The organism is Polaromonas vacuolata (genome assembly GCF_012584515.1).
GTDB lineage: Bacteria > Pseudomonadota > Gammaproteobacteria > Burkholderiales > Burkholderiaceae_C > Polaromonas > Polaromonas vacuolata.
Genome location: NZ_CP051461.1, coordinates 1,585,122 through 1,592,500, shown reverse-complemented (window position 1 = coordinate 1,592,500; position 7,379 = coordinate 1,585,122). Strand labels below are relative to the sequence as shown.

The 7,379-nt window shown below is 50.8% G+C and carries 8 protein-coding genes and 1 tRNA gene (1 of these 9 only partly in view); 4 read left to right on the top strand and 5 right to left on the bottom strand.

Annotated features, from left to right (window positions below; genetic code table 11):
- A protein-coding gene (locus HC248_RS07280) for a hypothetical protein (protein WP_168921926.1) crosses the window boundary here: on the top strand, nt 1–547 show its 3' portion. It extends 53 nt beyond the left edge of the window; 547 of the gene's 600 nt are visible here — the last part of the coding sequence; its start codon lies beyond the left edge, outside the window; the stop codon is at nt 545–547.
- On the opposite strand, the gene HC248_RS07275 is transcribed toward HC248_RS07280, so the two are convergent.
- Entirely contained in the window at nt 532–1,434 is a 903-nt protein-coding gene (locus HC248_RS07275; protein ID WP_168921925.1) for an amidohydrolase family protein, read from the bottom strand. The genes HC248_RS07280 and HC248_RS07275 overlap by 16 nt on opposite strands.
- Before the next feature lie 143 nt (nt 1,435–1,577).
- On the opposite strand from HC248_RS07275, the gene dinG reads away from it, so the two are divergent.
- Nucleotides 1,578–3,812 carry an ATP-dependent DNA helicase DinG gene (gene dinG, locus HC248_RS07270; RefSeq protein ID WP_168921924.1) on the top strand — a complete coding sequence of 745 codons (2,235 nt, stop codon included), beginning with the start codon at nt 1,578–1,580 and terminating at the stop codon, nt 3,810–3,812.
- 104 nt (nt 3,813–3,916) lie between these two features.
- On the opposite strand, the gene HC248_RS07265 is transcribed toward dinG, so the two are convergent.
- Nucleotides 3,917–4,153 (bottom strand): xanthine dehydrogenase family protein molybdopterin-binding subunit, encoded by a 237-nt coding sequence (locus HC248_RS07265; RefSeq protein ID WP_168921923.1) that lies wholly within the window; start codon nt 4,151–4,153, stop codon nt 3,917–3,919.
- A gap of 82 nt (nt 4,154–4,235) precedes the next feature.
- Between HC248_RS07265 and HC248_RS07260 the strand changes: the two genes are divergently transcribed.
- Complete coding sequence (locus tag HC248_RS07260) at nt 4,236–5,180, top strand: bestrophin family protein (RefSeq protein ID WP_168921922.1); 945 nt, start codon at nt 4,236–4,238, stop codon at nt 5,178–5,180.
- Nucleotides 5,181–5,198: 18 nt separating this feature from the next.
- Here HC248_RS07260 and HC248_RS07255 read toward each other — a convergent pair whose 3' ends face one another.
- The 3 genes from HC248_RS07255 to HC248_RS07245 form a co-directional block, all read right to left on the bottom strand.
- Nucleotides 5,199–5,504, bottom strand: coding sequence for a hypothetical protein (locus HC248_RS07255; RefSeq protein WP_168921921.1), 306 nt, complete (start codon nt 5,502–5,504; stop codon nt 5,199–5,201).
- Nucleotides 5,505–5,679: 175 nt separating this feature from the next.
- Nucleotides 5,680–5,756: transfer RNA gene (locus tag HC248_RS07250), tRNA-Met, on the bottom strand.
- 97 nt (nt 5,757–5,853) lie between these two features.
- A complete protein-coding gene (locus HC248_RS07245) occupies nt 5,854–6,315 on the bottom strand; it encodes a hypothetical protein (RefSeq protein ID WP_168921920.1) in 462 nt (153 codons plus the stop codon).
- A 224-nt stretch (nt 6,316–6,539) separates the two neighbouring features.
- Here HC248_RS07245 and HC248_RS07240 point away from each other — a divergent pair, with 224 nt between their 5' ends.
- On the top strand, nt 6,540–7,298 hold the full coding sequence (locus HC248_RS07240; protein WP_168921919.1) for a hypothetical protein: 759 nt from the start codon (nt 6,540–6,542) through the stop codon (nt 7,296–7,298).
- Nucleotides 7,299–7,379: the final 81 nt, after the last annotated feature.

Here is a 7,379-nt window from a genome sequence, read left to right as displayed (position 1 = left end):
CTCTGCCAATGACTACAACGACTTTCATGATCGTCCCTTGTGTCAAGGTAGAAAGGCCAAGGAAAGCTTGACTGTAGGTATAACAACCGTCACCAATCAACAGCATCTTTATGTGTCACTGTTCTTGGGGCAACAATTCAATCACGTCTCTGTCGGTACGCTGCTTTGCGAGTTGCAAATCGACCATAAGAGTGAAGAGCTGCCTTGGAACGACAGTTTTGAAGCGAATGCCAGATTTGACATATTGAAGAGTGTCAGCACGCGAAAACTGAATAACACCGGCTTTGGTGGATACGTAAGTGACCTAAGCCCATCCCATCCAGCGCATACCCGAGGTCGAAAAATATTGACAACAGCCCCACGGCCTTGCTCTGCCATCCTCTTTCATGAGCGGCAATACTTACTTGTAGGAAAGAAACACGCTTTTAAGGTTATGGTCGACTTGCGTATCCCAGACGTCTTCGCTTATCTAGAAAAAGTCACCAACGACCACCTTGCCTTCAAGCCGATCGCTCATCTCAGAGCCCATATTCACGGGTTAAATTGATAAAAATTTTGTGGGTTATCCACTAGCAAGGCCTGCATTGCCGCAGCTGTTGGCGCAATCTGCGCCAAAGCACTGGCCAGCTCACCGTCGTCGGGAATCTGGTGATGGTTTGGATGCGGCCAATCTGTACCCCAAAAGCAGCGATCCGGAAAATCCATCACTAGACGGTGCGCCAGCAGAATGCCTTCAACATAAGGACGGCCTCTTGACACGCGGTCAATACCACTGACCTTGACGTAGAACCGCGTGTCTTGCATTAAGTCGTGCAAAGCGCGAAAGTCGGCATGAGATTCACCTAGGAGCGCATCTACACGCCCCATGTGGTCAATCACGACAGGCACTGCGGATTGCTTAAAGATAGGCGTAAGTTCGTGAATCAAAGCGCTTTCAAAATGCACTTGTAGATGTAGCTGCAGCGGTGCAAGACGTTGCGTGAGATCGATTACCTGCTGCGCCGTCGCGCCCTGCTCTATATGCGCCATCTGCGCCATCTGCGCCATCTGCGCCATCTGCGCCATAAAGTTAAAGCGTACGCCGCGAAAACCAGCATTTTTTAGACGCAGCAACTCTTCATCACTGACCTTATGCGACACCAGCGCCACACCTAGGTAACGACCAGCACCGGCGCGTATCGCATCCTCGACTACAGAATTATCAAAACCGTGGACCAGCGACTGGACAATCACGCACCGCTCAATACCTAGATGGCGATGCAGCTGAAACAAAGTCTCTTTTGGCGCATCGACTGGATTGATTTTGCTGTCTTTAGAAAAGGCAAAGCGACTCGCAGGCCCAAACACATGCACATGGGCATCACAAGCATTAGCCGGTAATAAAAAAGAGGGTTTGGACGGATGAGGATTAAAGGTTTGAACGGTGTCAGTCATAAGCCCGTCTGAAGTTGGTTTCATTCTGCTCGCTAAAGTTTTGATTAAAAAAAGTTAAACACCAATACCAAGTACGGCTACAGCTTAGGCTTTATTCATAGCTTCGCTTTTGCCCGGTCACTAGATCATGAATAATCTAGCCCATGAAATCGAAAGTTAAACCACTTCCAGCAGAGCAAAAAGAAGAAATTGCCACCAGCGAGCCACTACCCGCCTATGCCAGTGAGGAGGGAATTGACCCAGAGTTGCTAGAGACCGCTCGCGTACGCCTAGAGCTACTCTACGGCGAAGTCGCCGCTGACTGGCCCGGGTTCATCGCTAGACCCGGTCAGTACCAAATGATGCAAGCTGCACTGCTGACCTTTTTGTCTGCCAAGGCGCCAGAAGACGCTGACCGCAGTGGCCGCCAACTGGCCCAGCTAGAGGCCGGCACCGGCACCGGCAAAACCGTGGCTTATTGCTTAGCCGCCATCGTGGCCTCAGAGATTTTAAAAAAACCCGTTGTCGTCTCAACCGCCACAGTCGCCTTACAAGAGCAGTTGTTTCAAAAAGACTTACCGCGTTTAGCAAAAATCATTCCTGATCTACGCTTTGACATCCTCAAAGGCAGAGCCCGCTATGTCTGCCAAAGCCGGCTTGAAGGTGTGATCAACGACGTAGCCCAAGACATGTTGCCGGGCGATATGTTTCAGGACGCCTTCATCGACACAAGGCGCCAGCAAGAAGTGATTCCGCGCGACCGAGGCCAAGCCATGCGCTGGTTTAAAAGCACAGAGAAAAAATTAAACAACGGAAGCTGGGACGGTGACGTCGACAGCTTGGCGCAAACACCGGACCCACAAGACTGGCGTCAAGTACAAGCCAACGCCCATGCTTGCAACGGCGGGCGCTGTGAGTTTTTCAAAAGTTGCGCGTTCTTCAAAGCCAGAAGGCAAGCCGCAGGCGCAACACTGCAAGTGGCCAATCACGCGCTGATACTGGCCACCCTGCAAAATGAAAGCACGCTGATAGACGCGGGCAACACTTTGTTCGTTTTTGACGAAGCCCATCACCTGCCCAGCATTGCAGCCGAGCAATTTTCCTACCGCGCCCGAATTGGAACCAGTAGCAAGCTATTAACTAGCTTGCGCACAGTCGCACTCAGACATGGCAAAACACTGCCAGCATCGACCAGACCAGACCCGGTCGCGTTTGCACAACTGATCACGGGCTGCACCGACAAGCTAAGCGTGCTCGAGCGATTCTGGATTGACGCTGGCCTAGTCAGCGCTGAGAAAGACGTGCATAGATTCACGCAAGGTGAGATACCGCAAGATTTAATTCCTGAATGCGAGGAACTGGCGAATTTACTCGGCTCAGTCAACCGCACGGTTGAGCGAATCGCTGAGGCCTTGATGGAACAAGACGAATCGCTCTCAGTGAGCGAGCGCGACGAGCAAACCCGTGCCGGCGTTGAGTTAGGCGTTTACGTCTCCCGCCTAGGAACGCTAGAAAAACTCATGCGCAGTTGGGCTACACACGACAAAATTCCTTGGGCTAAATGGCTTGAATGGGTAGAAGACGCAGGCGGCACAAACATAGACGCATGGCTTTGCGCCAGCCCCATGACCGCCGCTCAAGTACTGTCAAAAAATCTTTGGAAAACCGTCAGTGCAGCAGTCTGCACATCGGCCACTTTGACAGCCTGCGGCAGTTTTGATTTTTTTGACCGCATGAGCGGCATGAACCGATTCCCAGAACGCCGATCCCTGGTCGTAGACTCCCCGTTTGACTACGCCACCCAAGGCGAACTGCGCATAGCGCCCATGAAGCACTCACCCAAAAATTCTGAATTTTCTGGTGAATTATGCCTAAAGCTTCCCGGTTTACTGCTCGCACACGAACACGGCCAATTGGTTTTATTCACGTCGAGAAAGCAGATGCAAGCCTGTCACGCAGCGCTTCCAGCGGCGTTAGAAAAACAAGTATTGATGCAAGGCGTGTTATCTCGTGTTGAACTCCTCAAGGAACACAGCCGACGGGTTAAACAGGGCGAGCGCTCCATCATCTTTGGCTTGCAGTCGTTTGGCGAAGGCATAGATTTGCCCGGCGAATTGTGTGAGCACGTGGTGATAGACAAGCTGCCCTTTACGCCGCCCAACTCACCGGTAGAAGAAGCCTTATCAGAATGGTTGGGCACACAGGGACGCGACCCTTTTCTAGAACTCTCGGTGCCGCGCACCGGCATGAAACTGGCGCAATGGGCGGGACGAGGCGTGCGGACCGTGACCGACCGAGCGGTGATCACGATTTGCGATACCCGCTTGATCAGCATGCGCTACGGCCAAGCACTGCTAGACGGCATGCCGCCGTTTCCGGTGGTGCGGCCGCGGGCTTGATGACGCAAGCGGCATGGTTAAACCAGCGACGACGTTAAACAGCCTAGGTTGCGGCTTGGCCTATGAACTGACTAACTGACTGGTCTGCCTCCAAGCAAAACCTTTTAAACCAAGAATTTTTTGAGCCGCTCGGCAGTCATAGGAAGATCTCGCAATCGTTTACCCGACGCATGGGCAAAGGCAAAGGCAAAGGCAAAGGCAATCGCCGTTACCGTCGGCCCATGCCCGTGAGCGCCCTCACCTAGCGAAGGCAGCTCGGGCCGGTTAATCAGTTCAACCTGCACCTTAAGCAACTGCGAAAACCGCAAAATCGGGTAGTCACTCCAGTTGCGGGTCAGCATTTGAATGTCGTCGTGCGGCAGTGTTCATGCCCCTGAAAGCTGGGTGCAAAATAGCTATCCCGACACTAGCTGTAATTTCTGCGTGATTATTCGTCCCCGCCCCCATTGGATTCGCCTGTTATTCGTTCGCCGTGGCTCATTGCTACACCAGATCGCAGGGCAGCTGATCTTTATCTTTACCCTTTCATGCTTGGTAGTGGCCGCACACGGGCAACTCTTCACGTGGAAGATCACGCTCAACTCCAGCGCCTTCTCCCTGATGGGCGTAGCGATTGCCATTTTTTTAGGGTTTCGCATCAACGCCAGCTATGACCGTTACTGGGAAGCGCGCAAACAGTGGGGCAGCGTGTTGGTGGAGTCGCGCAATCTGGCGCGTCAATCCCTCACCTTGTTGGCGCCAAGCCATGACGCGCGACCCTTTGTACTGGGTTTGATTGGTTTTGCCGCCACCATGCGCAACCAGTTGCGCGGTTTGCCGAATACGGCACAAACGCAAGGTTTGTTCAGCGAATCTTTGACCAGCCAGATCACCAGCGCCCGCTCAGCCCCGACACTGGTATTGCTTTGGTTAGGACGCTGGTTGCAGGAATGCCGCGCCAAGCAAGCGCTAGAGCCAGCATTGGCGCACAAAATGGAGGTCTCGTTAGACGGCTTATCGCTCGCCCTCGGCAGCTGTGAGCGTATCGCCAACACGCCACTGCCGTTTACCTATTCAGTAATTCTGCACCGCAGTGCTTATTTGTATTGCGGCTTGCTGCCGTTTGGACTGGTCGACACCATAGGACTGATGACACCGCTGGTTGTGACCATTGTGTCTTACACATTTTTTGCGCTTGAATCTTTAAGTGATGAGATTGAAGAGCCGTTTGGTCTGGCGGCGAATGACTTGGCTCTCGATGCAATGGTCGCCGGCATAGACGCCAGCCTCAGAGAAATGCTAGGTGAGGTGCGCCGCCAGCACCCAAACCGGATGCAAACTTCATACTCACTTAAAAGCCAAGCGTCAAAAAAGTTCACAGGTCAGTAAAGCTGCGAACAAGCAAAATTAAAGACTCAAATCGAGTTCGTCATCCAGAATATTGACGGCCTTGAAGTCTTTTTTTAGGAATTGGCTTTTGAGCTCATAGCTGAAAATCCGATTTTCGACTTCAACAAAATCAACCACTAATTCAAAACCAAACTCTTCGTTGACATGCTTAAAGAGATACCAAGTCGACGTTTCACCGTCTTTGGTCACGGGCTCGCCGCCTTCTTCTAAAACAAATTCCTCGCCTTTGATGTTGAGGTTTCTGGTTTTGTCTTCATCGTTCCAAATCAGTTCGACACCGGCATGGCCGATTAAATTACGCATAGAGATTTTTCCTGTTCAGGGTTTGAATTTTTTAATCAAGAACAAAAATAAGCTTTGATTCGCCAGAGATGCAATCCAAAAGATTAAACAAATACGAGAAAGCCATTAATGGTCTGAAATGTCAAAAGCCCACTAGAAGTGGGCTTTTGATTTTTGCGAGTCGTAAAACTCATATTGGTTGCGCGGGCAAGATTTGAACTTACGACCTTTGGGTTATGAGCCCAACGAGCTACCAGGCTGCTCCACCGCGCGGAAGCTGCAATTCTAACTCAGTTATCAGTCAAATTATCTTTAAAACTGCGCAAACCAAAATCAATTTAAATAGTAGCCAATTAGCTAGCTATTGAGCTTAGCCGCCGCGTGTCTTCTTGATAGCGGCAGAACCCTGCTTCATGGCGGACTCAATAGACACTTCAATCTTAGTTGCTGCGTCTTTCATGCCTTTGGCGACATTGGAGAAAGCTTCTGGTGCTGGGTGGGCTTTTTCTAACGCATCAACGCTGGTGTGGAACTGGGAAACACCCAGTGCCGTCACGTCTTTAAGATTTTGCGTGGCCATTGCCATGCTGTTTTCAGCCGAAACCTTCATCGCTTCAAAAGCCGACTGTGGCTCTTTGACGGACTTGAAGGACTCCATCGTTGCAGCCATAGACACTTGAGCAGATTGCGCTTGCTTTTGTGCCAAGTCAGTCCAGGCTTGGAGTTGGGCCATCATTGGCTTGAAGGCTTCTTGAGCAGACGCTGCATTGAATTTCTCAGCGTTTTCTTTCATGGCTTTTGCAGCGGCTTCGAATGGTGTGTTTGTGAACATGTTGAATCCTTTAAATAAAATGTTGCAGTGCAGCAATTATGCAGCAGTATTTAAAAAATTGGGTATTTCCCTGATTTAAGTGTTGTCTTTAGACACCGCAGCCTATTTGCTTAATAACCATAGCACGCTGAGGAAATTTCACACAAACAGAATTCAAAAAGGGGAAGTGTAAAAAACTCAGGGCTTAGCAACGGCTTTGCAGCAGCATCATTACACTGGCTGAAATGCATTACTCACCACCATTGGCGCTCAATCCAGTCGAACTCACTGCTTATTTTCTTAGCCATCAAAGCATGCGAAGCCGCAGTGTGAGCAGCACAGTGCCAACTAGCGTCTTGAGTTTCCCAACCCCAACGGCGCGGCTGCTTGCAGATTGGGAAAGAGAAATAACAACGCAGCTGTGTTTAGAGCCCGGAGACGTAGAGGCAATGTCTTTGGTGCGAACCCGCGCGCGTTGGCTTGATTACAAACACTGTGTGCAGGCCATCAAAGATTGGACACGCACAATAGGTTTGGCAGACATCTTGTCCTCGAGCGAAGTCGCTCTCATGGCTTGCCGCGGCGCGCGCTACCACCATGACGGCGAGCAGTACGGGTCAAGTGCTTTTTGCAATCTCTTTTTAAGTCAAGACAGAGGTTTAGACCTGCACTTTCCCTTAACCGGACATCGAATCCCACTGACCTTAGGCACAGCCCTTATCTTTGACACTGGTCAGCCACATGCAGTCATTCAGCGCAACAGCCATACAGGTTTTAACGCCAGCGACTTCGGACCCGAGCAAGAGTGCTCGCAGTTCTTTCTCACTTGGGAGCTGCCCATCGAAAATACGCAAGTTGCAGAGCTACTAGGCATAGGCTTTGACACCTATGCATCAACATCAAGCACGCTCTTGACTGAACAAGTCTGGTTTAACAATGCGCCGGCTACGCTGTGTCCGGCTTCTGGTGATTGGAAACCTATGCATGAAGCCCTGAAAAGTTGAACTCGACTCTTGCGCTCTAGCTAAAAGGATAAGACTCAATGCACTTGCATTAATGGCGCGGAAATAAAGAAGAGATGACAA